We start from the raw sequence: 25,815 nt of genomic DNA, 5'->3' as shown, positions 1-25,815 counted from the left end.
TTCCTTACACCCCTTCCTGGAATACGATTCTTGCTGCTTTTTCTACATCGGGAATAAGTTGGGATTCTGTGTATTTCTCAATCCTGGCAATCCCGGTATTAAACCCTGAAACTCCCTGTCCGGTCGGAATTTGGCCGCTGAGGATATTATCCGCACCACCTACATCGATTCCTGTTTTTTCATCCATGTCCACCCAGGCGCCATGAGGCAGAGCAACGACTCCGGGTCTTACTCGTTCTGTAAGGCAGGCATTTCTTAAGATTTTTCCATAGGGGCTGGTAATCAGAACCGTATCCCCATCAGCAAGACCAGTGTCCCTGGCGTCGTTGGTATTGAGGAAAACCGGATTAGGCCAAGCTTCCTGCAGCCATTTGACATTATCAAAGACAGAGTGGGAACGGCGCAGGTAATGAGGATTGATCACCTGATAAGGATATTCCCCTTTGGCTTTACTCTCCCATTCCTGGAAGGTATCTTCAAATCCGCCGGCAGGTTTGATATAGGATGGAATCGGCTGAATCGTACTGAATCCCATGTCATTGATGGTTTTCGCCAAGGTTCGGCTATAGATTTCCAGCTTGCCGCTTTCCGAGCTTAAGGGGTTATTTTCGGGATCCCGGACAAAATCTTCATAGGCAATATACCCATAATTATCCTCTGGATAGCGTTTAACTTGGTATACTCCCTTTTCCTTGAGTTCATGATAAGTGATTTTTCCGGTTTGCGGTTTGCCGGTCACCCCTAATTCATCAATATCTTCCTGGGTTATGGTCACTAAGGGCCCAAAGGATTTCCCATCTTCATTGACCACTGTCGTGCTGGCCAAGGCATTAAAGAACTGCTGCTTCTCATCAAAGGGGAAGGCTGCTTTTTCATCGATTCCCAGCTTCTTGGCCAGTTCAATGGCGATCCATTGATCACTCCTGGCTTCGTAAAGGGGTTCCGAGATTTGGGAATACATAATAATCATTTCACGGTTGCCGCTGTGCACCAAGGTCCCCCCGGAGAAACCGCCGATTTTCTCCCACTCCGTCGTCACCGGAAGGACAATATCCGCATACTTGGAATTCGTGGTGACGAATTGAGAATGAGAGACAACCAGATCCACCTTGCGATGGGCTTCGATCCCTTTGCTCATGCCATCGCTGGTCTGCAACGTCGCACCGCCTGAATGATAAATGATCCGGATATCAATATCCCTTTCTACACCGGGCTGGTATTGGTCGGCTGAAGTGAAGTCCCCGCTTCCGGTGAAGTTGTATTTGCCGTTGAGGATCGCGTCCCAGACCTGGCCTGCATTAATGCTGTCATCGACAGGATTAGGGATTCCCGGCAGGCCGTTGGAACCGGCACACACCAGAGCCGGGCCCCCATTGCCGGATGTTGCATGCATGGTGCTGCCGGTCATATGTCCGGATTTGCCCATATGGCCGGTCATGGCTCCGATGGTCATAATCAATTGGGGCAGGTTATCCGAATTTCTGGTCCTTCCGGAAGCCATTCCGCAGATGAAGGCTACCTTTTTATCTTTTCTGAACTCCAACGCTAATTGCTCGATCTGATCTTCAGCCACTCCGCAAATTTCACTGGCCCATGCCGGTGTTTTAGGGATACCATCGTAAGTTCCCAGCACATAGTCCTTGAAATTTCCTTTAGGATCTTCACCTTGCGGCATATGCTCAGCATCAAAGCCAACAGCACACTTATTTAAAAACTCCCAATCAAGCAAAGGATTAAGGGTCGGGTGATCTTTGGTAATGAGCACATAGGCAATGGCTAGCAGCAAGGCTGCGTCCGTACTTGGTCGGACCGGTACCCACTGGGCACCCAACATGGAATAGGTAGCATTGAAGAAGGGGTCAATCCCGATAAATTTCGCTCCGGCTTTCTTGGCTTGCCTATAGTGCCAACTGGAACTTCCCATGGCACTCCAGGCCGGATTCATGCTGAGCATGATAATGGTCTCACAGTTCCGCAGATCAAAACGATCGTTAACCGTCTGATCCCATACTCCTAATTGCATAAAGCCAACAGTTTTAGGAGTCATGGCCCAACTGCCAAAGGAATTGGTATTCCAGTATTCACAATATCCTCCGAATAATCCTAAGGTTCTCGAAATATCCGTAATTCGGCTGCTCCATCCGCCGATATGCAGAATCGATCGGTTGCCATAGTCTTTTTTCACCCGCTTCAATTCATCGGCAATATAAGCCAAGGCCTCATCCCAGCTGATCCGCTCCCATTCATCCTGGCCGCGCAGGGATTTATCCCCTCCGCCAGGCTGCCAATGTTTACGTTTCATGGGATATTTCAACCGATCCGCGCCAAAGACCTGCTGGCGTTGCGAGCGTCCTCGCAAACATCCTCTCTGTTGTGGATAATCCGGGGAATCTTCATGGGTATCGTCCGTTTTCTGGCGCATGACTACCCCATCCACCACCAGTGCTTTGTTCAAACATCGTCCACCACAATTGTGCCAGCAGGCTGCCGGGATCCATTCTCCCTGCTCCTCTCCTAACCCATTGACCTTTCCCCCCGCCGGTGCTAAGACACTCCCGCAACCAGTCAGCGCCAAGCCGGCAGTACCCGCCGCAGTTGCTTTTAAGAAATTCCTGCGGCTTATCGTTTTATCCGTTACTTTTTTTAGAAAGCTTGACATAGTACCTTGAACCTCCTTTAAATCAGCGTTCCATCCTGCTTAAAATTCGGGGCCCCTTCGTGTGCTAAAAAAGAACATTCCTTCTTATTTGACGAGAGCCACTCCCGAATCTATAATCAGTATAGCTTGCCGCCTATTTTGGTCATATGTTCACAAGTACAAAAAAGCCACGCTTTTTTTATTCCAGTGTACAGATCAAATGGCTTTACAATCATCCCTTATAGAATCAAAATTAATCTATTACTATAAATACCATTCTACCCTAACTTTTAAGAGCCGCCCAGAATGAACGCCTAAACTTTGCCCTGGTAAATCGTGAGAAAGGTGGTATATATGAACAAGCAATTTTCAGTTCCGGATTATATGCAAGAATTGGTCATGGCTTCAGGACAGGGACTGGATCTTCTGACCCATACTTTAGCAAAGGTCATTAATCGGCCTGTACTGGTTTCAACCTCTGCTTATAAACTGGTTGCCTCCTCTTCACACTATGATTGCGAATTCTTACAAGTTGAATTGGATGACCCCCAGAGCCACAGCGAAAGCCTTTTTCTCTGTTACATCTCTGCGGGTACTTTTAAGGTACGTGCCATAGGTCGTGCTATTGCTCCCCTTGGCCGCGTCATTGGCTATATTTTCATTCTTAGTGATGAAGATAATCCGGATAAAGAAGCCATTCAACCCCTGCTGGATTATACATCATCACTCTATGCCGTCCACCTTCAGAGCCGATTAGAGCTTAAACAAGAGCAGAGCAAGTTTAAGAATGCCTTTCTCTATGATCTTCTCTACGGGAACCTCAAGCGCAGCGAAGATATCATTGCCACCGGCGAGATATGGGGCTGGAATTTTCAATGCCCCCATACGGTTATGGTTTTTCTCCTTCCTGATCCTGATCATCATAATTCGGATCATCATCATCCAAAGCATCATCTTATGGACTTTCTCTCCCGCATCATAGAGCAAACTTTTATCGATAATTATTATAAAAATCCGGCACTCATCCTCCGCCAAAATGAACTGGTGATCCTCATTCCCCTGCAGGCAGATAAACCTGCTTTACAAAAGGGAGAAATACTTGGTTTTGCTGAAAAAATCTCTTCTCAAATCAAAACCACAGAATTAAATAATTTAGTAACTTGTGGAGTAGGACAGGTCTATTCTGACTCTACCGAGCTCTTTCGCAGTTATCAGGAAGCTAAAGTGGCTTTTGAAATGGGCAAGCTATTGGAAATACCTGTTCCCTTCTTCAGTGAACTGGGCTTGGAACGAATCCTGTATAAACATGATCTCCAGGATTTAAAAGAATACTATCTCCATGTTCTGGGGGAATTGCACAAACAAGATGATCCGGAAAGTTCCCTGATCGCCCTCCTGGAGAGCTTTGCCGAGAACCAGTTTGACGTAAACAAAACCGCCAAAGCCATCTTCATGCACCCCAATACTCTGCGCTACCGCTTAAATAAAATTGAAAACATCTTAGGTAAACCATTGACGGATAACCATACCCGCCTGGATATCATGGCAGCTCTTAAAATTAAGCGGCTTCACACTATTGAAAAGTTATTGGCTTAACACCTCATTCCACCTAAGCCTGATGCCCCTGCTTCAGGAAGCTTTTCTGCAACCCCTGCTGCAAGTTGTCGCTGGGTTTCAGTTGCCCGATTAGCAGGGGAGATTCCGGGTCATGCAGCAGATAGTTTTCCCGGGGCAACTGAGCGTTTTTATTGGCGTAGCAATATTTACAACCGTTGGGACAGCTGTTAAGTGCTCCAATGTCACGGCTTTCCATACAGTGACAGCCCTCGCGAAACCCTCTATGCTTAAGCTCGCGAAACTGGATGTCGTTTGCCCGGCCTAATATATCCAAAGTAACACATCCGGAGGTTTCAATGCCGTACTGAGCATAGTTTTCCTCCGGGCCACAGGTCTGCAGGTGAATACCATACTTTGCCGCAATTGCTCCCAATCCCCGGGCTATTTTATCTTTATCTTCGTCCCGCAAAGCAATCAGTTCCGGAAAGTTGATTTCATGCTTCTTGTACATTTCCACAAAACTGAAAATACAGCGGTCAATATGCCCCGCCAGGCGATCGGCGATATAATCAAAGGTTTCCAGATGCCGCGCTACGGTGTAGTCACTGGTCAAAAGCACGGGATCATATCGCCAGGCAACGCGCCGGGCACCGACAATTTCCGACAGCTTTAAAAGGGTGGCGATACTTGTATCGATATCCGGCACCCCTGGTTCAACATCCCGCCCATAAGCCGTAATGGTATAGTAAAAATAGGTGTGGAACCGCTCCGTGATCTCATGGATGCGCTGGAGAACGGGGGCATAGTTTTTTGACCCGAAGATAAGGCAATCAATTTTATCCGATGTCAATTCATAACGCCGCACCGAATTGGGAAACAGAGAGTTGCGGGAGAAGACGTAACCCTCCTCAAATCGTCTGAAAAGCCAGTCTGAATAATGGTTGACAATATCCGTCCGCCCGCTGATGTTAAGAATCATGTGTTTACCACTCCTTTCCTCACACTGCTGCTATAAAAAGGCAAGCTTCCATACATAAATGGAAGCCATCGAGCCATGTGGGGAATATCTCTTTTTCTTATGTGGTTAAGTGTACTTTATTTTTAGGATCACGTCTTCCGATTTTGCATCATTTAATTTCCGGTACTTGAACCCACGCTTGCTTCAAAAGACGGACCCCCTCTTGTATCTGCACCTCATTCAACAGGCTGTATCCTGCAAAAAGCAGATTGGAAGGACAGTCTTCTGCAACACTCCAGAAGGGGGTGACCGGATATACCCTGACTCCTGCTTCTTCCGCCATCTGGATTAAACACATTAGGAGGAACGATCTATGCAAAACAGGATGAAACATTTTCAATTAACCAAAGAGGAGATTGACACACTCCTGGAAAGAGTGGATATTGGACGCTTCGGAACAGTCCGCGGGGACGGATATCCTTATGTCACTGCCATGCATTTTGTCTACTATAACGGAACTATTTATATGCACGGACTGCCCAAGGGATTAAAACTCGACAATGTGAAGGCTAATCCAAAGGTCTGCTTTGAAGTGGATGAGTTGTTGGGATTGCAGCCAGGCGAAGCGGCGGCCTGCGATACAGAGGCCATTTACAACAGCGTGGTGGTGATGGGAACCGCACATATTCTCGAAGATATCCCTTATAAACGCGAGGTTCTGAACAGATTGGTTGAAAAATATACGCCGCAGTTTGCTGGTAAGGAGCTTCCGGAGAATATGGTGAAAGGTACTGCGGTGATTGAACTACAGATTAAGGAATGTACCGGAAAATATCATAAATAAGTCTTTCCTAATCCCTTGCCGGTTCCGCCCCCAAACCCAGATCACAGCCTGGAAAGTTTAAAGGGATGACTCACTAGGCTTGACGATTATCGGATTGGTTACGCCGTTTTTCTGCAAATGTTTAGTTAAGTTCTCAAGCTGAATCTCCATGAGCTCTTCCCCGCCATATTTAAGAATTCTCTCATAATCATCCGGATGGGCACGGATATAATCCTGGGACCTGTCCTCAGCCTTCGCCAACAAGCCGATAATAGCTTGGGCTGTATCCGGATTGATTTTATTGATGCGTTCATAGGGTTTTTCGATAGCATAGTTCTTCCCATCCTCGGTGTAGAGAAAATAAGTATAGGCAACACTCGGACCTTCCATAATGATGCGCATATAATCACTCACAGTTGGCGTATCATTTACACTGGTGTACCTGAAGAGAAAAGGTGAATATTTTTCTTCCTGAGCCAGGTGTACCGCCATCTCCAAAATCGTGCTGTCTGTGCTGGTCACGGAAGCAACCTCTTCCCCTTTTTCCCATTTTGACATGGTCACGCTTTGGATCTTAGGATAGCCGAGCAAAGATAGTTTCTGAATAACTTGGAAATCTTCTTTAGGAATGGCATAGTAACGGTATTGTTCACCGGATTGAATCATCGCCAGAGTCGGTTCCGCTTCAAAAAAGTGAATCTCGTTATCCCCATTAACCTGAATCGTAATGGAAGGTGTCAGCTCATAAGAGAAAGAGAACTTTTTTTCCTTCCAATCATTCGCTGCCTTATCCAGCCATTTTCCCAACTCCACACTGGACACGATGATGGGGGAAGGATAACCCGCTTCGTTAATCTGCGCCCCTTCTCTCTGTACAAGGAGGGAGGCCAGATTATCCGGATTGAGGAAAGACAGGTCCGGTTCCTTATCGACAGGGTTGACCAAAAGAGTGAATACCATACCACCCACGGCAATGGCTAAAAGAGTCACAACCCAAAAACCGGGCTTCTTGTAATTAAGGATATTTTTAACTCTTGATTTGACATGGCTTTCCCCAAAGGCCAAGGGGCTCAAGGTAAAAAGTCCGCTTCTTTTTACGGAAAGTGTCAGCAGTGACTTGGCATACTCACCCTTCCCTTCTCCCCCTATCCTTCTCAGCACACTTTCATCACAGGACATCTCCATATCACGGCTCATCAGGACAAATGACAGCCACATCACAGGATTAAACCAATGGAGAGTAAGAGCTGAGAAAGCCAGAGGTTTGAGGAGATAGTCCTTTCTTTTGATGTGGGTTTGTTCATGGACCAGGATATAATCCAGATCAGACCCGCTTACACCCAGAGGCACATAAATCTTCGGACGAATAAACCCAAAGACAAAAGCTGTACTCAGCCGATCAGATTCATAAATATTATCTTTAACCAGAGTAGCCGTTTGCAGCAGTCGTTTCGTTTTCAGATAGGAAAGGACACTATAAGAAAGCAGGATCACCATACCGACCAGCCAGATCACGCTTAAAACCTCCATCCCCACCGCCAGGGGCTCCCCGGTGGTTATAGTGGTTATAGCTGAGGATGGGGGCGAAGCTGCAGCCGCCGGATGCTTAACTCCCTGCTCAAACCCGGCATCACCGGAGGGAATGGTGGGCTGGGGCATCATGCCTCTACTCTCCGGAACATATTCCAGGACACCGGCTTGAGTCTGCAGATTTGCAGTGACTACTCCCAGAAGACTGAAATCCGAAGGCAATGAAAAAGGACAAAGCAGCCGGAACAGAACCACCGACCATAAGGCATAGGCGAAAATTTTCGGGGCTTTTTTTAAGAAAAGACGAACAAGGATGACCACTGCCGCCACATAGGTGGCCGTAAGGCTCATACTCAAAACCGTTGCCAAGGCATTATGTAAGCTGCTGCTCAGTTGCAAACTGCTCAGTAAGCCACTCATTGCGCCGCCTCCTCGATCATCTTCTTGATCTCCTCGGCCTCCTGCCGGGAGAGCCGCTTATCTTTGAGGAAGGCCGCTAAAAAAGCGGGCAGAGAATTATCGAAAGACTTTTCCAAGAGCACCTCACTTTCGTACTTTTGCACCTGCTCCCGTTTAACGAGGGTAGTCACCGTGGCATTTTCGTTTTTTAATAACCCTCGCTCAGCAAGCTTGCGCAGCATGGTATAGGTGGTCGGTTTTTTCCAGCCCAGCTTTTCCCGGCAGACCTTGGTCAATTCCGTTGAATTGATAGGCTCAAGCCTCCAAATAATATCGAGGAATTTATACTCCGCATCAAACAGTTTAAATTCTTCCACAGCATATACTCCTTTCCTTCTTACCAGTCACTTTTAGTGTCTAATAAGGTATTTTCATGTATCAAACTTAGTCGTGAATGTTCCTTGATGAAAAACCATTTTCCATTTCCCATCCATACGCTTCCATATTGAACTGCGTAATGAATATCTTTTATTTTCATCCGGCTCGTTATGCTTTATTACCCTATACAGCGCCAATAGACAACCATCTGATAAATGTTCTATTCTAAAGTCTTTAATCTGCCAACATAGTTCTTTATTATCATCCTGCTCTTGAAATACATCACCATTTTTATAATGATATTCACTGCCATTGCTGCAGAACTCGATAAAATTATGTGCTAATAGATCGCTTATCCTTTGTGCTGATTTTCTTACCTGCGATGCTAATAAATCCTTCTCCAGCTGCCATATATGTTCTTCAACAGAATCCATCTTTATCACCCCATAGTTTAATAATTTTCCTTTCTTGCCTGGCGGTAAAAAACATAGGTTTATTCAAATAAACCTATAATAAGTTTATCCCGATAAACCTCTCTTGTCAATAAACTCCCTGGTTATAAGTCTCAGTTTACCTCTCAACTTACACCCTGCCAACTTCCACAAATCATCCAAATAATCCAGCTTATGTATGGACTTTATCACCAGTCTTCTTATATACTATAAGTGAACAATAGAACGAGTACGCAGTCTTATTAGTGCTCCTACCTCTTTGATAGCAATCGGTACTATTTTTCTAAATGGAAAAGGAAGAATAAAAACCATTTTATATCAGAGGTGAAACCTATGTCGATTATCCCTCGCCGCCTACACCGGTTATTGGTCGTTGATATTCAAAAAGCTTATTCTCGCTTCTATAACCTCAATTATCTCCTTAAAGTGAAACGCTTTATGGCTAAGCACTCCTTTGACGACATCAGGATGCTGGTTGATGTCTTTGCTGAAGTGTATTCAGGGGAATTCATCCCTTCTTTCATAGATAAAAAATTAACCGGTCAGCCGATTTTCAAGCAGTATTGCACTGATTTTGCCATAAGTCTATTGGCCGAAGAGGGGATCGATGTCACAGAGTTTAAGCAGGAATTGTTCACTCATCACCGCGTCCTGCCCTTTCATGATGGATTAATGGCTCTTATTGAACCCGGCTATATACCGGACTATAAGGTCTGCCATTCGGAGAACCTCCAAGAGTACTTACTGGAGTACCTTCCCCCCGCCTTCAAAGACTATCTTGAATCATGCCAGGGGTGCAAAGTCCATCTTATCGGCGGCGGCTATGGAGAGTGTGTCTATATAACGAAGCAGATTCTCGATTTATTCAAGATCCCCAATTGCATCCATGCCAAGTACTGCTATGAAATGAATCCTTACAGCTCCTTAGCCTATCCTCCGCTGGACAAGATGGCTAAGGAGGTCAATTGGTCCTTTAAGCAGAATGATTTTCTTTTCTACAGCTAAAACGCTTTTGCTCGACGGTCAATGCTAAAGCCCTCGGATTTCCGAGGGCTTCTTTGCCGGGCTTATTTAAACTCTTTCAAGGTAACGGATATAAGCTTGAATCCCTTGACTTATTCCCTGAGCGGCTTTTTCTCTAAAAATGTTGTCACTGAGCTGTTTCTCCTCGGTCGGGTGGGAGATAAAAGCTACTTCCACCAGAACTGCCGGCATGGTATTGTTCCGCAGCACATAAAGCCGCGAATCCTTAACACCAAGATTTTTGGTGCCAATCTCCTGGGTTAGCTCGCTTTGAATATATTGGGCCAGTTTGTAGCTTGGCGAACCACTGGGGTTCTCCGAGGAGTAGAAGGTCGTCGTGCCCTGGGCTGTTTGCCAAGAGTCATTATGAATACTGATGAAGAGATCCGCATTGTTTTCATTGGCTATATCCACACGTTTTTGCAGGTCTCCTCTTTGCGTGTAGGGTGTTCCCGGAGCATAAGCCGGAGAGTTATCATCGTTGCGGGTCAAGACCACCTTGGCTCCGGCCGCCTCCAGCTCCACGGCCAAATACCGGGCAATAGCCAAATTATTATCCTTCTCTTGGGAGCCGCCGGGTCCGATGGCTCCCGGATCCGGAGAGCCATGACCGGGATCCACAACCACCGTTTTGCCAATCAGCAAGTTCTTAATAAAGTCTTTGCCTTCGAGTTCAGCCTGAATTTTCCCCGAAACCACACCTGTGCCCCCCAGAATAAAGACCTCCATAGCGGCAATCTTATCCGGGCTAAAAATCGGAGCGATGGACTCAGGCAAAGTATAACTTTTCGTAATAAGCAGGGCCGAATTATTCTTGGCAGCAAGAACGGTTCCTACCATGGCGTCGGGATAGTGCTGACCTGAAGCCAGATAAAGCTGGTTTGCATCATAGACGTTTTGAGTTTGAGCATACTCGTAGAGCTCAGCCGCCGATTCGTAGCGGTCCTGTCCTCCCAAGCGAAGGCTTAAAGGGATATTCTGTTCCTCAAGCAATTGAGCGGGAACCACGCCATCTCCCCCCACGACAATGACCTGGGAGGGTTTATGCTTTTGATAATATTCAGATACACTTTGGGGAAATTCAGGGTTGGACATCAAAAGAATAGGGATCTGTTGGATTCCAGCATAGGACGCCGCGGAAAGGGCGTCAGGGAAATCGTCCCCATTGACCAGAATCATGGTATCACTGGGAACCTTTTCCGCAATAAGAGCCGATGTTTCATAGCGATCCGCTCCGCCAATTCTTTCCCACTCATAATTGAGGTCAGTAAGTTCTTTCTCCAGATAAGTGGATAACCGCCCATTTCCGCCCAGGAGAATCACTTTTTTGGCCTCCAGGCGCTTTAATTCCTCTTTGACCCGGGGATCAAGATGAGCGCCATAGGTCAGAAGAACCGGCGCATCCAGTCCAACCGCCAGGGGAGTAGCGGAAATAGCATCAGCATAATTATTTAATTCATTAAGAATGACGGTTTCTGAGGTCGTCCACCCTTGTTGGGATGCGGCGATAGAAGTGTCCGTCCGATCCTTGCCATAAAGCCTTGTGGTCATGGCTCCTGCATGTGCAGACTCGGCAGCAGTTTCGGAGATTTCGGCCCCTAAAACTGTTAAAGGAGAACAATTTAAGAAAAGAACCAAAGCAATTAATAAAGAAGAAACTCGTTTCCAATGCATAAATTTTCCTCCTCAAGCTACATCGACAAGAATAGTCACTTTTCGATTATAACATGAGTCGTATTAAAGCTTCATTGGAATTAATAGGGTCTGCTATTGAGATGTTTTCTTCTCATCTGCTTCTCGTTCTTGCAAGGTGACTCTGATGGTATCCCCAGGCTGTTTGCCGATTTTAGCGCGTATATCTTTACGGATGCCCAGGATATGGCAGGGAGTTCCCATTCTGACCAAGCTGCCTGCATAGACCTCACCGTCAAAAGTCGCAGTTACCGGAACGCGGCCTTTCCCAAACTCAGCCTTCACATCAAAAGGTATTTCGATATAAGCCCCGTCCATATCCGGCACCTTCTTGATCTCCGCATTAAATTCATAGAATTTGCTCATGAAAATTCTCCTTAAATTTATCCAAAGAATTAATCCTCATGAGTTGAGGTCAAATTCTTTATCCTGATAATCCTTCACATAATAAGTGTTGCCCTTTTGGATCACCGTATGCCCTTCACTCTCCAGAAAGGCTTTATGCCCTTGAATTCCCTCCGGATATTTTTCGTTCAGCCGGCCATCCTTCTTTAAGGTCCGCCAATAAGGTGTTGGCTCTTCTCCCCGTTCTGCAGAAGCATGGGCCGCAATATTGATGAATATCCCGGCTGTGAGAGGACACGTAAAATCCGCTTCATGCTTTTGGGCCAGATAGCTTCTAAGATAATCTGCAGTAATCACTTTGCCCTCGGGGACTCTCCTCATCTGCTCGTCATAAGCCAAAGGCGGCGCCACCAGCATTTTATGACCGCCATAGCGCATAACCGATTTCGGGTCCGTCACCTGGACCACTTTGGGTAGATCCTTGTTTTGTTTGAGCTTCTCATTAAAGGATTTCCTGGCCATAATTATCCCCCTTTTTATTTTTTATCCGCTTGAGCATGCCCTCAACGAACTCCCCTTGCTTCAGCGCTTTTTGGGGAATGGGAATAGAGATCACCCGGTCTTTGCGAAGATAGGAATCAAGGATTTGAGCCTCGTCCACTTCCTCCTGTGTCAGCTGTCGGGAACAGCCCGGCTGGTCTGCCAGGGCTTGAGGGATTTCCCTGAGAAATTGCTTTAAATTCTCATCAAGCCAAGTGAGCACCCTGCTCATCAATACTCTATTTCCTTTGATTAGGAAGACCTTGACAGTCTTTCTTTCAGTGTCCAAATCTTCAAGAGCAAGCAGGTTTTTATTGCGGCATGTGCCCTTGAGGAATTTTTGCCTTCCTTGTATATAGCGTAGCCCCAGCAGATACTCCCGATAACGAGCCGCCGTTTCGAAATTGAGCGCCTCGACTGCCCTTGCCAATTGGCTGCTAAGCTCCTTCATGGCTTCCTTGTCCCCGGCTTCAATCGCTTGACAAACTGCCTTCAGCCTCTCCCGGTATTCCTCAGAGCTGACCTTCCCGGTGCACACCCCGGCACAGGTGCCCAGTTGCCGGTACAAGCAGCCATTCCGCCCCTTGCCTCGGCCAGGAGCGGAACATTTACGGATTAAGAAGATGTCACTGAGACATTCCACAGCGGTTTCTACCCAATGACGGCTGCTGAAAGGGCCGTAGTATACCCCTCCACCTTCCTCCCTCTCCTGAACAATGTCTACCTTGGGAAAGCTTTCATCAGGTATCCTGATGTAGACATACTTCTGATGATTTTTCATCTGCCTGTTGTAATGAGGCTTGAGTTCCTTAATCAGGCGGCACTCTTCCAGGAGGGCATCCAGCTCTGTATCCACTATCCGGTACTCCCAATCCGCAATACGCAGGATCATTTCCTCCACTTTAGGGTCCCGGCTCTTTTGCTTATAAAAATATTGGGAGACTCGGTTCTTGAGGTTCTTAGCTTTGCCCACATAGATAATATTACCCAAGGAATCGTGCATTAAATAAACTCCCGGCTGCTCCGGCAGATCTTTTAATTTATCCTTTAAGCAGTTGTTATAGTCCATATACCTTTCAACATCCCTACTTCGACTAGGCAGTTTTCAGCATTTGGGGCTTCACATCGGGTCTGGAACTACTAATCTCTTTGCTAATGACTTCCATTAAAGATATAATCTATGTATATCAATCCAAAATATATGATTATAAAGTTATCATCCATCAATACTCTTCGGAGAAAGTAGGTTCATGCTATGTTCGATTCATCCTCTTGGCAGCCCCGCTTCCTCGCCACAGGCGTAGGCAGCCTCCCCTATGCTCAAGCTGAAACAGCTTTAAGCCAGATATGGAAAACCCTCCCCCAAGCACCTCATTGGCCCCAGCTCCCCCAACTGGGCGCAGAAAGCTCCTTTGTGGGACAGTATCTAAAAATCCTGATTGAAACAGGCTGTATTGGCGGATTTGAACAGCCCCGTTTCCAAGTGGACGCCCCGGATTGGACGGAGCGGATGGCTCGTTTTTACGAGTATTATCTGCATGCTGAAGCAGGCGATCCCAATGCCTTGGCTGAATTCGGCTTCACTCCGGAGGGGGGATTGGGGTTCAACGAGTTTTGCGCGATACTTGATCAGCAAGGCACTCAGGAAGCCCTGCTCTTGAAGGGGCAGTTAAGCGGCCCGGTAACCCTGGGAATGCAAATTACGGACCCCAACCGCAAAGCTGCCTATTATGACGACTTCCAACGGGATATCCTGGTTAAATCCCTGCGCTGTCACGCCCGCTGGCAGACGAAGCGCCTGGCTCAGTACGGGCTGCCCGTCCTGATGTCCATCGATGACCCCGGCCTGTATGCTTATGGCGCCTCAACCCACCTGACATTAGATCGAACTATTTTAATCGAGAATATTAATGAAGTGGCCGAAGGAATTCTCGCCGAAGGCGGGATACCCGGGGCTCACGTCTGTGCAGGAATGGATTGGACTCTCCTCTTCGACTCCAGGATCAGGGTCGTCAACTTTGACGCCTATGAATATATGACAAGCATGGCCGTCCTTGCCGAACCTCTCGATCAATTTCTCCAGAATGGGGGCATTCTCTCCTGGGGCATCGTTCCCACGTCAGCCAAAGCCTGGGGAGAATCAGCGGCGAGCCTCCGTGAGCGTCTGGAAACGAACATTAAAGAACTCACCAAAAGAGGAGTCAACGAAGACCGGCTGCGGTCACAAAGCATGCTTACCCCAAGCTGCGGCACCGGTACCTTGGACATGGAGCTGGCGGAAAGAATCTATGCTCTCCTCCAGGAGCTAAGTGCATCCTATGCCGATTAAGAAGAACTCAATGAAAAAATGCCTCTCATTCCCAACCCATTGAATTGAGCTTATTTTCCTTGTAACGAATGAGCCGCACCCAGGTTAGCCTTTCGGAAAACAAATATTCTGGAAATCGAATATACAGCTAAAGCCAACCAAATAAAGCCGAAACTCAAGGCATGAGTCGATGTAAATTCCTCATGATAGACGAACACGCCAAGCAATAGGCTTAACGTAGGTGATAGATATTGAATAAAGCCTATCGTTGTAAAGGGCACATTCTTGGCGGCATGGGCGAACCATAACAAAGGTATGGCGGTCACGATTCCCGCTCCCATGAGCAACAGAAGGGTTGAAGTACCCAAATGACTGATTGTTCCTCCACCGTTTGCCCCTGTGGTCCAAAGATAAATTATGGCAATGGGTGTAACCACGGCGGTTTCTAAAGTCAAGCCGAGTAAGGAGTCCACAGCCACTAACCGTTTCGCCAAACCATATAAAGCAAATGTTGTCGCAAGACCCAGGGAAATCCAGGGAATTTTTCCATACTCCAAAGCAAGGATAAGTACCCCAAGGCATGCCAACACGATGGAGGCAATCTGCCAGCGATCGATCCGTTCCCCCAATACCATAATTCCCATCAAAACAACGATCAGGGGATTAAAATAATAACCAAGGCTTGCTTCCACAACTTTATTGCTGTTTACTGCCCAAATATAGATGTACCAATTGGATGTGACTAACAAGGCGCTTAGCAGCAGTCCCAACGCTTTTGAGCGATCCTGGAGGACACTTCTGATATTACCCCATTGCTTTTTATATACAATTAACAAAACGACAAAAACAAAGGACCATATAATCCGATGAGCTAAAATTTCCCGTGCCGGCACACCTTGTAAAGCTTTCCAATAGATAGGGAGCAGTCCCCAGGCTGTGTAAGCAGCCAAGGCAGACAACACTCCGGTTTTTGACGATTTCTCTTCCATTTTGACCTCACTAAATCGGTTATATCAAAGATAAGGCGTCAGCTCAAAAGCCTGACACTACATTATACACCCTTTTCTTATGAATAAAAACACCTGTGGTGCTAGGCGGAGCTCTCCGTTTAACAACACAGGTGTTTTTATTATATTCTTAAATCTATCAAAGCAGCCCCTAATAAGAGCTTTGTTTTGCTTAAATCCCTTATCCGCAATTCAACTAGTTCATTCAGGACGGGCATTACAACTCCCCTGTCTGCTTCATTGAGACAAACCCCTGATTAGCTCTTCTATGAAGTTGACTGTCTTTTGATAAGCACCCTCAATTCCTGCAACTGTAGAAGATACTCCATTAGCTAATGGCTGCATTTTTCGCCACCGTAATTCCGAACCATACGCATGACGAAACATATGCCTGAATCTCCGGTATTCATCAAGCTCTTCTGCTAATTCGATACTGATGATCGAAGGTCTTATCATCGGAATCTCATAGGCCATCGACTTAAGCAGCTCCCGGTGATAATCTCCCCCACTTGTTGATGCCCCGCCATCAATTACCCGCGAAATTCTTTCAAACATGGATTCAATGCCGGTGTAAAAATGATGAAGATAGGCTGCACAAGAAATCAAGTCTCGATTAGGAATTTCCCCTTGGCTCTTTTCAATATCTTGTGCTATCAACCTAATCTCCCGGCTTAGTTTCATAATGGAGTCCATATCCAGCTGCAAATCGCCAAGCAGCTTACGATACTGAATCATCTTCTTTTCCCCGCCGGTCATAATTTCACACCCTCTCGTTCAATATTCTTTTGCAAGGTTTCCTGTGCATATTCCACTTGCACAAGATCGACTGAAATAGGTGCCGCAATTTTCTCAGCTATCTTGAGTGCTTTGAAGTAATCCTCTTCCCGGAGCCCTTTAATAGCAAGATCAATGTCTGAAGTCAATTCATAGAACTCCGTCGTCAACGAACCAAAAAGATAAACTTCTACATCAGGAAAGACTCTGGGTAATTCCTCAGCGATTTGCTTAGCCTTATCCATAGCCTCATCAAGAAACTTCTCCCGATTTTGGTCTTCTTTCTTAACTCTTTCTTTATGTCCAAGCACATAGCGCGAAATATCCACGGGCATCACCATCCCATAATTTTCCTATTTAAAGAATACCATAACAAAAGCAGATTAACAATACAAAGAGGCTGTTGCTCAATAAACTTCGCAGCTCTTGGCATCAGCCCCTTCTCATTCAGAAAGCTAATTCCTTAAGGTTAATTCCTTAAAAGTTGATTCTTCAAAGCAGTCAATCCGTGGACTTCATTAATAAGGAGATTGTCTTTCATGTGGCCTTTTTCCATGAAGAACATGGATAAAGCCCCAAGACCAACATGGGTCCCTACCGCTACTCCCATTTGCATGATATAGATATCGCCCTTGTAAGCGGTATCTTTTTCAATTTTATGCTTTAAATTTTCTGCATAAGTCATATCAGAGGTATAGCCGATAATAATAAAATCGGTCAGCCCATCGTCAACCCGCCGGGAAAACTCGGAAACATAGTGCTCAAGGACTTTCTTCCGTCCTCTCTCTTTGGCTACAATGGAGCCTTTGCCTTTTTTCATGGTCATAATCGGCTTCAACTTCAACAATTTGCCCACAAAAGCACTGGCATTGCTCAACCTGCCGCTGCGAATCAGATGATCCAAATCATCAACCGAAAGGTAATGCTTCACACTGGTCTTATGGGCCTCATTAAACTCCACAAGCTCGGCAAAGGCGGCCCCCTTCTCTCTCATTCTGGCACTTTTTAAAATTAACCAGCCACTGCCATGGCTCATGCATTTAGAATCCACGACATGAATCCGATCCGTCATCTCCGGATATTCCTCAAAAAAATAGTCCCGTGCTATAACTGCCGACTGATAAGAGCCGCTGGTACCACTGGACATACAAATACAGAGAATAGAACGATGACCTTCTTCAATAGCTCGCTTAAAAATCTTCAGATACTCTGCGGGACTCGGCATTGATGTAGTAGGGGGAGCGTCCAGATCCTCAATAAAGCCATAGAATTCATCGGGTGTAATATCGATGCGATCCCGATAATCCTTATCTTTAATACAAATGGTAAGAGGTGCAATGTCGATCTTGTACTTCTCCAATACTTCCTGTGACAAATCACATGTCGAGTCCGCTAAGATTTTTATCATTTCAATCCCCCAAAAAATTAGTAGCACTTAACCTAATACTCTTTCGTCAAATTATTCAAATTTCCTCCAAAAATAAAAATAATAGTGCAAAATAATACAATTTTAGACAATAAAACAGCCATAGACAATAACTGTCTACAGCTGTGCTCTTAGGCTTAGTTCAGGTTAACAGGTTGTATAAAAACTCTTTCATAAAAGATTCTTATTCAGGACTTTAATAAGTTCTTCTTCCGGCAAGGGCTTGCTTGCTAAATAGCCTTGAATGGCATCACAATCGTATTTAATCAGATACTCTCTTTGTTCGGGTTTCTCCACCCCTTCAGCCACCACTTTTAAGCCCAGCTGATGAGCCATGATGACGATTAAGCCGGTGATATTCTTGCCTTCCGGAGCGGAATGGATGTCATCAATAAATGACTTATCCACTTTTAAGGTCGAAATAGGCAATTGCTTAATATAGTTAAGGGAAGAATACCCCAAGCCAAAATCGTCCAAAGAGATTTTGATATCATTTTCAATCAGCCGGGCCAGAATATCGCTTATTTTAGCATCTAAAAATTCAATCAGCATCGTCTCCGTAATTTCCAGTTCAAGCTTGCTTGGATCAAGGTTATTATCCCTGAGGACTTTTAAGACCTTTTCTACGAAGCTGTCTTCCTGGAGTTGCCTTGCCGAGATATTGACGGACATGGTCAACTCCTGGTAACCCAAATCATGGAGCTTTTTCAAAAAAGCGCAGGCTGTTGCAATGACCCAGTCCCCAATGGGTACGATAAGTCCGGTTTCTTCAGCAACTCCGATAAACTTATTGGGAGGAATAAGCTTATGATCTTTTTCCCAGCGGATCAGGGCCTCTAAACCAAGCACCTTTCCTGTATGGGGTTCCACTTGGGGTTGATAATGGAGAACGAATTCTTCAAATTCTATGGCTTTACGTAAATTGTTTTGAATCTCCGCTTTTTCCACTACGGCTCTTTTCATTTCCATATTAAATACTACATAGTTTCTCTTGCCTAATTCTTTGGCTTTATGCATAGCGGTATCCGCGTTGATCAAAAGGCTTTCATAGCTCTCCCCATCCTGAGGGTAGAAAGTGATACCGATACTGGTTGAGATATAGCAATATTGCTTATAAATGACGAGGGCCGTTTCAAAGAGTTTCATAATTCTTTCTGCGTAGTCGATGGCCTGCTCTTTTTCCTGAATATCCCGGATCAGAATAAGGAATTCATCCCCAGCCAAACGAGCTACCACATGGTTGTCTAGGATCTGGGTCAGATGACGGCTGATTGTGATTAAAAGCTGATCCCCTGTCGGATGGCCAAAGGAATCGTTGATCGCTTTAAAATTATCGATATCGAGGAATAAAACACCAAGAAGAGTACCCTGTTCCTCCGCTTTGAGGATTTCACTTTTAATAATCTCCTGGATCTGAGCCCTGTTGGGGAGCCCCGTAAGGAAGTCATGATAAGCTAAATACTTGATATGCATCTCTTTTTCTTTGATGTCTGTAATATCCCGGTGAGACCCCACCATCCGGTAAGGATTGCCGCCCTGGTCATACAAGGCCTTGCCAAAGGCGCGGATCCATTTATACTCTCCTTCTTTATCCTTAATCCGATAATCGCAGCTGTAACGGGCAGTCTTCTCAATCAGGTGCTCATTCAGCTTCTTTTGAAATTCTACTTTATCGTCGGGATGCATCAGAGCATTCCAATGCTCAACACTGCGGATTTCGTCCCCTTTATATCCCAAAAGGGAGGAATTTTTGGAGTGGTAAACCCGGATATCCCGAATCATATCCCAGTCCCAAATAGCATCGATAGCCGCTTCAAGGACCAATTCCTGGAGCTCCTGAGTCTCCTTCAATTGCCGTTGATTGCTCAGCAGTTCGTCAAATTGCTGTCTCAGCTCTTCCTCCGTGGCTGTAAGCTCCTCATGCATGGCCGATATTTCTTCGTTTTTGATTCTCAGGTTAGTTTCTACCTTGATTCTTTTTTTGATATTGAATAATAAGCCTGCCACCAAAAGGATGAGGAGCAAAAGGACCCCGGTTGTTATATAGACCAGGGAACGATAAGTGTCCACAAAGGAAAAAGGCTTATTAATGACCATGCTGTCCTGAGGGATTAATTTTTCCGGGATATTGAAACGCACCAGCTCATTGTAATTAAAGCCCGTAACAAAGGTGTGCTCCCTGATGATCGGTATTGTATCGGCATCCTGACCCGCCAGGATCTTGAGAGCTTGGTCTGCCGCCTGCTCGCCTTGAACACGCCCGCTCAATAAGCTGCCGCCGGTCACCCCGCTGTCCAGTAGAAACTCATAGAGAGAATAGATGGGCACACTGCTGCTCCGGCTGACTTGGCTGGCTACGTCTTCTGTGGATAATATCAGCCCGGTACTATCCATATTGTAAGAGCCAAGCAACACGATATTGTCATTATCCAGTGCCGACACCTTGTGAAGGATCTCATTGATGGTCGAATAAGCGAGGCTGTGAGCAACCAGCCCGCGGGCTTCTTCCCCATTGATTTTACGGACAGCAGCAAATACATCGTCACCACAGGCCAGACCGCTTTCCGATAGATCGTTTAAAACATAAATATGCTTCACTTGGGGATTGATGGCCAAAGCCAGCCTGATGGTCCCTTCCGAATCGAGAATCTCATAAACCCCGGTGACCCTCTCCTGACCCTGCAATAATTCTTCGGCACTGTTTTCTAAGATACCGCTGAAAACAATGGGAGCATTGGCAAAAATCTCCTCGCGATGAGCCAAGGCAAATTTTAAAGCCATATCGTCGGTGGCTATAATAAGATTCAGCTGTTGGCCGTTATATTTAGCTTGTAAATAGTCAAACTGGTTGTTCAGATTCTCTAAGGTAGGGTACCTTTTCCAATCCAGATATTCCACATAAATCTGCTGCTCCCCGTGACTTGGCAATTTTTGCAGGATTCCATCGGTCTGATCATGGGTCCATTCCAACCCTTGGTGGTAGGAGTTAAGAATCAGGATATGGACCGGCTCCTGGGAAGCATAACCAAACTTAGGTATGATGGAGACACCAAGTAAAAACAGAATAAAAAAGATCGCCTTTAGCCAACCTCTCCGTCTCAAAAATGAATGAAACATCATCTCACCCCCAGCAACCGCCCCAAGACACCCCCTGTTATTTGGTGCAACTCTAACGGTCATTTGCCGCTTTCTCTGAGTTTTGTCTAAATATTCTACTATATTCTCCATTAAATGTCCTAGTTCCTTCTTCTAAGGCAATCTTCCGCCGGTATCCGGAAGATTGCCGCCCCCGAACGGCAGGGGACGGAAGATGAAAAAACCGCCAGATAAAGAACCCGAAGAGATAGTCTTCGGGTTATAGCCTGTTCAGCTGTTAGTGTTTAAAAATTTCGTCCGCAACCACCCCGGTTCCCCCAAAGATGGTCGCTTTTTTTAACGATAGGGGATTTAGATAGTCCAAAACTGTACTCTTGGCGCGGTCCCCCGTTACCAAAATAAGCGGCGTGTTGTTCTTAGCGGAGAGAACGGCCCCGGTCAGAGCATCAGGATAATTTTCGCCGGTAGCCACCGCTATAGCGGAATAAGGAGTTCCCGCCCCAAAGTGTTTGGCTATCTCCAAAGCGGTATCATAACGGTCTTCCCCTTCCAGCCGGGTAATCGTCAGGCCGAGAGCATCCAGCTCAAGATCCACATCAAGGAAAACCACACCGGTACCACCTACAATGATAGCGTTCTTAATCCCCCACCCTGCCAAAACTTTCTTAGTATCCGGTCTTAGCCTGTCTTTTTCCGTAAACAGAATGGGGATCGTTTCTTTCGCCGAATAAGGAGCAATGGCCAGAGCATCGGGGAAATTGCTCTGGGTAGCGATAATAACCGTATCAAAAGGTTTAACCTTTCTGATCTCCTCCCCAATCTTAACTGCAGTGTCGAGCACTTCCGTCCCGCCGATCCGGGTCACTTTATATTTCTCTTTTAACTGATTTTCAATCGTTGGCGAGACTGAAGCACTATTCCCCAGGATAGTAATTGTTTTAGCTCCCAATCGTTGTATTTCCGCACTTACCCGGTTATCCAGCCTGTCGGCGGGGGTGATGAGGATGGGGGCATTCTGGAGGTAGGCAAAGCTTGAACCAACCAGAGCGTCAGGAAAATTATTGCCGTTGACCAGCACAAGATGCTCTGCTTTTTGCCATCCCTTCTTGCTGATGGCAATGGCTGTTTCATAACGGTCATCACCTGCAAGGCGCTCTGTCTCGCCAACTTCCAGCTGTGCCGTTGTCCCGGCGGGATGGCTCCCTGTGTTGGGGGCCATCACCAGCTTGCTGCCCTCTTCTTCAAAACGGCCAATATATAAAAGGCCCTCTTCGCTTTTGCCTTGGATATACTTGGCCCCTACGGCCACGAATTGATCTCCTTTGGGCACAAGGCTCAATAAATAACGATTGCGGCTTCCTTCATCTTCTTTATCCCAAAGCCGTACCCCATGAGAATCATAGCGCAGAGCGATGATCTTTTTCGCTCCCGGCATATAGCTGTCCCCCACCACCGTGTAAGAGCCGGCCTGATCTTGCGCAACACCGAAGAAACGGGTATAGGCTTGGTTTACATAGGTGTCATGCCATTCTTCCCAGCCCAGAGCATCAAATTTGTAAATCCTGCCATCTTCATTCATATTGCTGCTGCCATCAGCTTTGCGCTCAAGATATATACCTTTGCCCACGACGATGAAGCCCTGATCATGGGTGACCTTGATATCCTGAAGCCCGTTGCCGGCAGAATGCACCAAGCGCTGATAGCTGGGATCGGTTAAATCCACGGAAGTCGCCCAAGCAATACTCATATTCTTATGGATCTTAACCACGATCCCTTTAAGCAGGCATGGCCCTGTATCCTTCATATCCTGATCATTACTGCCGCTGTAGCCCACAGCCACCACACTGCCATCGGCAAGCAGAACCAGATCATTGAAGCCGTCGCTGGAGGAGCCGCCATAGCTGTAAGCTCCTATAAATTTCCCGTCACGTTGATAACGGGCATAGACAGCATCACTATTTCCCTGAGCAAGACCGGCCAGATCTCCATCCTTTGATTCAGCCTCTCCTACGACAATGAAATCCCCTTCCGGAGTTTCCACCACCCCATTAAAGCTGTCACTCAGGCTGCCGCCAAAATCCCTGAACCATTCTACCTCCCCCAGGGAGCTAAACTTGACGATAATGGCGTCATTATTAGAAATATCCTGTCCCTCTTCCCGAACTTTTTTGCGGGAATTCTCCATATCCATATCGATGGAAGAGCTTGAGCCGACCGCTATGTATCCGCCATCCTTGGTTTGTTTCACACTTTGAAAACTATCAACAGAGCGGCCGCCGAAAGTTTTGACCCACTGAACCTCAGCATTCGCTGAAAACTTCACAATCACTGCATCAGAATACCTTTTGTTCAATCCCGCCATATCTCCGTTGTTGGAGCTGCTATGGCCTACTACCACATAGCCTCCATCATGAGTGTTATCCACTCCATTGAAGACTTCCCAGTCCGAACCCCCGAAGTATTGAATCATCGGGCCGGCTGACGCCAAAGTAACCGAAGGAATCAACAATGCGATAGCTGTTGCTAAAAAGAGCATGGTCACACAGGTTTTCAGACTCATCGGCCTCAATTGACAATCGTTCATCATTATCGTTCCCCCTCTGTCCTCTGTCTGTCTTATATAAAATTTACCATAGTTTGGGCTTTTTGTTTCTTAAATAAAAATAAACAAAAACTTACTCTTTTCTTAAGTTTTGGAGTAAGTCTTTGTTTTATAATGACGTTTTAGCTTGTTTAAATCTGACATTATTTTTTAAAGTTTTTTTTACAGGGTTTCTCTCTCCTTCGAAAGAGAGACGAAAAGCTGGTTCTCCAGGATTTTGCTTTACACCGGTCGCTGAATAAGCTACGCGGACAAAACTAACGCGAAAAGCTCTCCGCTCTGTCGGGTACCCGGCTAAATCGGCTCCTGCCTCATAGCCGGTTGGAAACGTCCTGTTTCCAACCCGACTCCGCTGCGTGCTTTTCGCGAAGTTTTGTTTCCGCTCGCTTAAATTCGCTCCCTTTTGTAAAGCAAAATCCTTGGGCTGCTTTTTCCGTCCTTACCAGCACCGCTTGCAGCATAGCCGGCTTCCCTGAAACGAACCTGAAAAAGCCACCCCTCAAGCGTAGCTTTACGCACAATAGGGAACGGCTTTAGCGGAGGAGCGGTCAGGTGAACGTGGCTTTCTTAACGTAGCGCAGCCACGGTTCACATCAGGTATTACCCCAAGGTTTGGCGTCGAAAGTGTCCAGTGGACAGTTTCGCTCAAAGCGGCGCGCCCCAAAGATTACTTATCCGCTGCAGATGCTGTTAAGAAAGCGAGTAAGCCAGCTCTGGAGCTATAGAGTACGTGAGCTCCGATGGAGAAAGCCTCCGGTGGAGGGTTTCAGGAGCTCACGCCCGAAGGTTCGTTGGGCGTAAAGCTACACGACCCAAGGCTTTTATAGTAGTCCTAACTCACTTCATTGATTAACGCTTCGAATCCCGGCAGAGCCTTCTCGATGGTCTCATAAGCCACACAATAAGCAATCCGCGCATATCCCGGGCAGGCAAAGGAAGTGCCCGGAACGATGAGGATATTTTTACTCTTGGCCAGGGTGCAAAACTCAAGATCACTCTCCAGCGGTGTCTTAATGAATAAGTAAAAAGCCCCCTCGGGTTTAATGCACTGATAACCGTAAGATACAAGGGCATTATAGAGGAGCTCCCGGTTCCGGTTGTAGCCCTCAAGATCAACCTGGGCCTCAAGGCATTTAGCGATTACTCTCTGGAAAAGGGAGGGCGCATTGACAAAGCCGAGAATGCGATTGGCTATATTCGCGGCGGCGATTAAGTTCTCATAATCTGCGGCCTCCCGGGGAATCACCAGATAACCGATTCGCTCTCCCGGCAAGGAGAGGGATTTGCTGTAGGAATAGCCGACGATGGTATTTTCATAATACTTGGTCAGATAGGGCACTTCCACCTGGTCATAGGCCAGCTCCCGATAGGGCTCATCTCCGATCAGATAGATCGCTGTGCCATACTCCTCCTGCTTGGCCCTGAGAATATCCGCCAGCGAAGCTATGGTCTCCGCTGAATAAACCACACCTGTGGGGTTGTTGGGAGAATTGATCAGAACAGCTTTGGTCCTTGGGGTAATCTTCTCTTTAAACTCCTCTAAATTAGGTTGAAAATCCTTGGTATTGGGTGAAACCACGATCAGCTGCCCTTGATAGTTTTGAACATAGTTGCGGTACTCGCCAAAAAAAGGAGCAAAGGTAAGCACCTCGTCCTCCGGGTTGAGCAGGGTTTTAAATATCACATTTAAGCCTCCGGCGGCGCCTACCGTCATGAGAATATCATCAGCCGCAAACCCTGTGGCGAATCGTTGGTTAAGAGAAGCAGCGATGGCCCCCCGCACATCTTCAAAACCGGAATTATTCATATAGCCGTGAACGGTTGTGGAATTCTCTTCATTTAAAATGTCCATAATAGCCTGCTTTACTTCAGCAGGCGGCTCCACATTAGGATTGCCCAAACTAAAATCATAGACATTGTCAGCTCCGTACAGAGCGGCCAAGCGTTTTCCTTCTTCAAACATCGCCCGAATAATCGAGGAACTGTTAACCTGCTGTTGCATGGTCCTGGAAATCATGCCATCCCCTCTTCTTTCATCTTAGCTTATTATGTTTTATCATAGCACCAACTGCAAACTCTCTGCAATGATCACCCTGAAAGCTTTTACATATCGGTTTCTTCATATGTTTAAATCCAGTGTTGAAAAGAATATAAAAAAGAAAACTTGTATAGGCTAACAAATGCATCAGGATTGTGCAGCAGTTCCCTCAATCCGTAAGGATCCTTAAGCTCACGCCAGCCAAGACCGGCTTAGCAAAGATTATGGG

20 protein-coding genes are annotated in these 25,815 nt (G+C 46.3%); 4 read left to right on the top strand and 16 right to left on the bottom strand.

Annotation, left to right across the window (positions count from 1 at the left end):
* Window positions 1-4: 4 nt before the first annotated feature.
* Entirely contained in the window at window positions 5-2,659 is a 2,655-nt protein-coding gene (locus tag BUA14_RS13780) for a molybdopterin-dependent oxidoreductase (RefSeq protein ID WP_072773115.1), read from the bottom strand.
* A 333-nt stretch (window positions 2,660-2,992) separates the two neighbouring features.
* Here BUA14_RS13780 and BUA14_RS13775 point away from each other — a divergent pair, with 333 nt between their 5' ends.
* Window positions 2,993-4,234 carry a PucR family transcriptional regulator gene (locus BUA14_RS13775; RefSeq protein WP_072773114.1) on the top strand — a complete coding sequence of 414 codons (1,242 nt, stop codon included), beginning with the start codon at window positions 2,993-2,995 and terminating at the stop codon, window positions 4,232-4,234.
* A gap of 13 nt (window positions 4,235-4,247) precedes the next feature.
* Here the strand turns inward: BUA14_RS13775 and BUA14_RS13770 are convergent, their stop codons facing one another.
* Window positions 4,248-5,174: a DUF1848 domain-containing protein gene (locus BUA14_RS13770; RefSeq protein ID WP_072773113.1), complete on the bottom strand. Its 927-nt coding sequence runs from the start codon at window positions 5,172-5,174 to the stop codon at window positions 4,248-4,250.
* Between the two features lie 352 nt (window positions 5,175-5,526).
* Between BUA14_RS13770 and BUA14_RS13765 the strand changes: the two genes are divergently transcribed.
* The gene (locus tag BUA14_RS13765) at window positions 5,527-5,997 is read left to right on the top strand and encodes a pyridoxamine 5'-phosphate oxidase family protein (protein ID WP_072773112.1); all 471 of its coding nucleotides are present in this window, start codon (window positions 5,527-5,529) and stop codon (window positions 5,995-5,997) included.
* A gap of 57 nt (window positions 5,998-6,054) precedes the next feature.
* Here the strand turns inward: BUA14_RS13765 and BUA14_RS13760 are convergent, their stop codons facing one another.
* Genes BUA14_RS13760 through BUA14_RS13750 form a run of 3 tightly spaced genes read right to left on the bottom strand, consistent with a single transcriptional unit; the run spans window position 6,055 to window position 8,717 of the window.
* Window positions 6,055-7,926, bottom strand: coding sequence for a DUF5301 domain-containing protein (locus BUA14_RS13760; RefSeq protein ID WP_072773111.1), 1,872 nt, complete (start codon window positions 7,924-7,926; stop codon window positions 6,055-6,057).
* On the bottom strand, window positions 7,923-8,282 hold the full coding sequence (locus BUA14_RS13755; RefSeq protein ID WP_072773110.1) for a BlaI/MecI/CopY family transcriptional regulator: 360 nt from the start codon (window positions 8,280-8,282) through the stop codon (window positions 7,923-7,925). The genes BUA14_RS13760 and BUA14_RS13755 overlap by 4 nt, the downstream gene beginning before the upstream one ends.
* A 54-nt stretch (window positions 8,283-8,336) precedes the next feature.
* Window positions 8,337-8,717, bottom strand: coding sequence for a nuclear transport factor 2 family protein (locus BUA14_RS13750; protein ID WP_072773109.1), 381 nt, complete (start codon window positions 8,715-8,717; stop codon window positions 8,337-8,339).
* Between the two features lie 351 nt (window positions 8,718-9,068).
* On the opposite strand from BUA14_RS13750, the gene BUA14_RS13745 reads away from it, so the two are divergent.
* Window positions 9,069-9,740, top strand: coding sequence for a hypothetical protein (locus BUA14_RS13745; RefSeq protein ID WP_072773108.1), 672 nt, complete (start codon window positions 9,069-9,071; stop codon window positions 9,738-9,740).
* A gap of 66 nt (window positions 9,741-9,806) precedes the next feature.
* Here the strand turns inward: BUA14_RS13745 and BUA14_RS13740 are convergent, their stop codons facing one another.
* The 4 genes from BUA14_RS13740 to BUA14_RS13725 form a co-directional block, all read right to left on the bottom strand.
* Window positions 9,807-11,432, bottom strand: coding sequence for an N-acetylmuramoyl-L-alanine amidase (locus tag BUA14_RS13740; RefSeq protein ID WP_072773107.1), 1,626 nt, complete (start codon window positions 11,430-11,432; stop codon window positions 9,807-9,809).
* Window positions 11,433-11,525: 93 nt separating this feature from the next.
* Window positions 11,526-11,816 (bottom strand): DUF1905 domain-containing protein, encoded by a 291-nt coding sequence (locus BUA14_RS13735; protein ID WP_072773106.1) that lies wholly within the window; start codon window positions 11,814-11,816, stop codon window positions 11,526-11,528.
* A 36-nt stretch (window positions 11,817-11,852) separates the two neighbouring features.
* Complete coding sequence (locus BUA14_RS13730) at window positions 11,853-12,317, bottom strand: MGMT family protein (protein ID WP_072773105.1); 465 nt, start codon at window positions 12,315-12,317, stop codon at window positions 11,853-11,855.
* Window positions 12,298-13,404: a GIY-YIG nuclease family protein gene (locus tag BUA14_RS13725; protein WP_072773104.1), complete on the bottom strand. Its 1,107-nt coding sequence runs from the start codon at window positions 13,402-13,404 to the stop codon at window positions 12,298-12,300. Before BUA14_RS13725 ends, BUA14_RS13730 begins: the two co-directional genes overlap by 20 nt.
* 186 nt (window positions 13,405-13,590) lie before the next feature.
* Here BUA14_RS13725 and BUA14_RS13720 point away from each other — a divergent pair, with 186 nt between their 5' ends.
* A complete protein-coding gene (locus BUA14_RS13720) occupies window positions 13,591-14,664 on the top strand; it encodes a methionine synthase (RefSeq protein ID WP_072773103.1) in 1,074 nt (357 codons plus the stop codon).
* 50 nt (window positions 14,665-14,714) lie between these two features.
* Here the strand turns inward: BUA14_RS13720 and rarD are convergent, their stop codons facing one another.
* The 7 genes from rarD to BUA14_RS13680 all read right to left on the bottom strand — a co-directional run bounded on the left by rarD (window position 14,715) and on the right by BUA14_RS13680 (window position 25,565).
* On the bottom strand, window positions 14,715-15,632 hold the full coding sequence (rarD, locus tag BUA14_RS13715) for an EamA family transporter RarD (RefSeq protein WP_072773102.1): 918 nt from the start codon (window positions 15,630-15,632) through the stop codon (window positions 14,715-14,717).
* Between the two features lie 255 nt (window positions 15,633-15,887).
* Window positions 15,888-16,406: a ribonuclease toxin HepT-like protein gene (locus tag BUA14_RS13710; protein ID WP_072773101.1), complete on the bottom strand. Its 519-nt coding sequence runs from the start codon at window positions 16,404-16,406 to the stop codon at window positions 15,888-15,890.
* A complete protein-coding gene (locus tag BUA14_RS13705) occupies window positions 16,403-16,759 on the bottom strand; it encodes a nucleotidyltransferase family protein (RefSeq protein ID WP_242954657.1) in 357 nt (118 codons plus the stop codon). Before BUA14_RS13705 ends, BUA14_RS13710 begins: the two co-directional genes overlap by 4 nt.
* Before the next feature lie 134 nt (window positions 16,760-16,893).
* Window positions 16,894-17,832, bottom strand: a complete 939-nt coding sequence (locus BUA14_RS13700; RefSeq protein WP_072773099.1) for a DegV family protein — start codon at window positions 17,830-17,832, stop codon at window positions 16,894-16,896.
* Between the two features lie 189 nt (window positions 17,833-18,021).
* Window positions 18,022-20,970 (bottom strand): EAL domain-containing protein, encoded by a 2,949-nt coding sequence (locus BUA14_RS13695; RefSeq protein WP_427846691.1) that lies wholly within the window; start codon window positions 20,968-20,970, stop codon window positions 18,022-18,024.
* Window positions 20,971-21,223: 253 nt separating this feature from the next.
* On the bottom strand, window positions 21,224-23,533 hold the full coding sequence (locus tag BUA14_RS13690) for a cell wall-binding repeat-containing protein (protein ID WP_072773097.1): 2,310 nt from the start codon (window positions 23,531-23,533) through the stop codon (window positions 21,224-21,226).
* An 847-nt stretch (window positions 23,534-24,380) separates the two neighbouring features.
* Window positions 24,381-25,565: a pyridoxal phosphate-dependent aminotransferase gene (locus tag BUA14_RS13680; protein WP_072773096.1), complete on the bottom strand. Its 1,185-nt coding sequence runs from the start codon at window positions 25,563-25,565 to the stop codon at window positions 24,381-24,383.
* Window positions 25,566-25,815: the final 250 nt, after the last annotated feature.

This window comes from Desulfitobacterium chlororespirans DSM 11544, from assembly GCF_900143285.1.
Classification (GTDB): domain Bacteria; phylum Bacillota; class Desulfitobacteriia; order Desulfitobacteriales; family Desulfitobacteriaceae; genus Desulfitobacterium; species Desulfitobacterium chlororespirans.
The sequence above is the reverse complement of the archived record's forward strand: the minus strand, read 5'-3'. Positions and strand labels throughout refer to the sequence as shown.

Excerpts from the sequence above, each read along its gene's own strand:
- BUA14_RS13750 (WP_072773109.1), bottom strand. The coding sequence starts at position 8,717 with ATGGATTCTGTTGAAGAACATATATGGCAGCTGGAGAAGGATTTATTA.
- BUA14_RS13735 (WP_072773106.1), bottom strand. The coding sequence starts at position 11,816 with ATGAGCAAATTCTATGAATTTAATGCGGAGATCAAGAAGGTGCCGGAT.
- BUA14_RS13690 (WP_072773097.1), bottom strand. The coding sequence starts at position 23,533 with ATGATGAACGATTGTCAATTGAGGCCGATGAGTCTGAAAACCTGTGTG.
- BUA14_RS13710 (WP_072773101.1), bottom strand. The coding sequence starts at position 16,406 with ATGACCGGCGGGGAAAAGAAGATGATTCAGTATCGTAAGCTGCTTGGC.
- BUA14_RS13680 (WP_072773096.1), bottom strand. The coding sequence starts at position 25,565 with ATGATTTCCAGGACCATGCAACAGCAGGTTAACAGTTCCTCGATTATT.
- rarD (WP_072773102.1), bottom strand. The coding sequence starts at position 15,632 with ATGGAAGAGAAATCGTCAAAAACCGGAGTGTTGTCTGCCTTGGCTGCT.
- BUA14_RS13720 (WP_072773103.1), top strand. The coding sequence starts at position 13,591 with ATGTTCGATTCATCCTCTTGGCAGCCCCGCTTCCTCGCCACAGGCGTA.
- BUA14_RS13780 (WP_072773115.1), bottom strand. The coding sequence starts at position 2,659 with ATGTCAAGCTTTCTAAAAAAAGTAACGGATAAAACGATAAGCCGCAGG.
- BUA14_RS13765 (WP_072773112.1), top strand. The coding sequence starts at position 5,527 with ATGCAAAACAGGATGAAACATTTTCAATTAACCAAAGAGGAGATTGAC.
- BUA14_RS13745 (WP_072773108.1), top strand. The coding sequence starts at position 9,069 with ATGTCGATTATCCCTCGCCGCCTACACCGGTTATTGGTCGTTGATATT.
- BUA14_RS13705 (WP_242954657.1), bottom strand. The coding sequence starts at position 16,759 with ATGCCCGTGGATATTTCGCGCTATGTGCTTGGACATAAAGAAAGAGTT.
- BUA14_RS13700 (WP_072773099.1), bottom strand. The coding sequence starts at position 17,832 with ATGATAAAAATCTTAGCGGACTCGACATGTGATTTGTCACAGGAAGTA.
- BUA14_RS13740 (WP_072773107.1), bottom strand. The coding sequence starts at position 11,432 with ATGCATTGGAAACGAGTTTCTTCTTTATTAATTGCTTTGGTTCTTTTC.
- BUA14_RS13730 (WP_072773105.1), bottom strand. The coding sequence starts at position 12,317 with ATGGCCAGGAAATCCTTTAATGAGAAGCTCAAACAAAACAAGGATCTA.
- BUA14_RS13770 (WP_072773113.1), bottom strand. The coding sequence starts at position 5,174 with ATGATTCTTAACATCAGCGGGCGGACGGATATTGTCAACCATTATTCA.
- BUA14_RS13695 (WP_427846691.1), bottom strand. The coding sequence starts at position 20,970 with ATGATGTTTCATTCATTTTTGAGACGGAGAGGTTGGCTAAAGGCGATC.
- BUA14_RS13760 (WP_072773111.1), bottom strand. The coding sequence starts at position 7,926 with ATGAGTGGCTTACTGAGCAGTTTGCAACTGAGCAGCAGCTTACATAAT.
- BUA14_RS13725 (WP_072773104.1), bottom strand. The coding sequence starts at position 13,404 with ATGGACTATAACAACTGCTTAAAGGATAAATTAAAAGATCTGCCGGAG.
- BUA14_RS13775 (WP_072773114.1), top strand. The coding sequence starts at position 2,993 with ATGAACAAGCAATTTTCAGTTCCGGATTATATGCAAGAATTGGTCATG.